This window comes from Yersinia sp. IP36721, assembly GCF_003634395.1.
Lineage (GTDB): Bacteria > Pseudomonadota > Gammaproteobacteria > Enterobacterales > Enterobacteriaceae > Yersinia > Yersinia entomophaga.
In genome coordinates this window covers 1-1,146 of the sequence record NZ_QCZL01000069.1, presented here as the reverse complement: position 1 = coordinate 1,146, position 1,146 = coordinate 1, and the positions used below count along the sequence as shown (strand labels likewise).

Genomic DNA, 1,146 nt, shown 5'->3' with positions numbered 1-1,146 from the left:
TCGAGCAACGTCATGGCGCAATCTATGACTGCAACCAGGATCAGGCTAAAGCAAAGGCGGCTGAATCTGAGCGCCGGTCAACTAAAAAACAAGGTGGTTTCTAATGGAACTGACTCGCGAAGATGAATTAACCATTGAGCAATATATTCGCCTTGCTCACAACGGCTACACCGGCCCGGTATTTATCTGGCTTGACCGGCTGAAGGAGCTTCACATGAAACGCGCACAACTGATTGCCTGGACTGCTATCACCTGCGCCAGATACGAATCGAAGAGGGCTGCATGATGGACATAACTAAATCGCGGGAAGAGTTTGAGGTTAATTACGTCAAAAAGTTACGCTCAAATTTTGATAGAAATATTTATAGAACCTATCGGTATGTATCACTAAACGTTCAGGCTCATTGGGAAACATGGCAAGCGGCGCGCGCGAGCATTGTAATCGACCTCCCGCCTAAAATATCCGAGCTCAACAGGATGCTTGATAGCGGAGCGATCCTTCTTGAAGCGGTTAGCTACGACGAAGCGATTGATGATTGCGCCAACGCCCTCCGCGCTGCCGGTATTCAAATCAAGGGAGAGAGTGAATGAAAGAATTAGATAGTTTCACTGTAGATAGGTTGGAAGGTTTTATTGGTGACGCTGAAACCTGGTCATTCGTAAAGATTCCATCTAGAGAGCTAAATTCTCTAGCTCGAATCGCGTTAGCAGCAAAGAGGGCTGAGCCTGTTGCTTGGACAAGTCAGCGTTCACTTGATACTAAAAACAAAATAGTCGCATTTACAGATGATATGAGCGCGCTAGATTATGGTACTGCAAACGGGTGGGCCGATATCGTTGAACTCTACACCACCCCGCAGTTGAACTCTCCGGAGATACCGGATGGTTGGAAGATAGGAAAATTTGGTTATCAGGATTTGTTTAATGCAATTGGCGCGGCTGTTAGCTCACCGCACGCAGGTGGTTTTTCTATCAGCGTTAAAGCATTTGAAGAGGCCATGCTCGCCGCCGCACCGGAGAAGCCACTATGACAAAGCATACCTATCTACTCCGGAATACCCAGGTACGTGACAACGCCATAGCAGCGATCCGCAGTGTGCCGCTTGATGAGAAAAAGCCGATTGAGGTTCTCATTCAGGAGAAGAA

General features: G+C 47.6%; 3 protein-coding genes. All 3 read left to right on the top strand.

The features are described 5' to 3' along the window. The first annotated feature begins 103 nt into the window (after positions 1-103). Genes DBA33_RS20290 through DBA33_RS20280 form a run of 3 tightly spaced genes read left to right on the top strand, consistent with a single transcriptional unit; the run spans position 104 to position 1,031 of the window. The gene (locus DBA33_RS20290) at positions 104-286 is read left to right on the top strand and encodes a hypothetical protein (RefSeq protein WP_064514101.1); all 183 of its coding nucleotides are present in this window, start codon (positions 104-106) and stop codon (positions 284-286) included. Further along, positions 283-591 (top strand): hypothetical protein, encoded by a 309-nt coding sequence (locus DBA33_RS20285; RefSeq protein WP_120807116.1) that lies wholly within the window; start codon positions 283-285, stop codon positions 589-591. Before DBA33_RS20290 ends, DBA33_RS20285 begins: the two co-directional genes overlap by 4 nt. After that, positions 588-1,031, top strand: a complete 444-nt coding sequence (locus DBA33_RS20280) for a hypothetical protein (RefSeq protein WP_120807115.1) — start codon at positions 588-590, stop codon at positions 1,029-1,031. The genes DBA33_RS20285 and DBA33_RS20280 overlap by 4 nt, the downstream gene beginning before the upstream one ends. Positions 1,032-1,146: the final 115 nt, after the last annotated feature.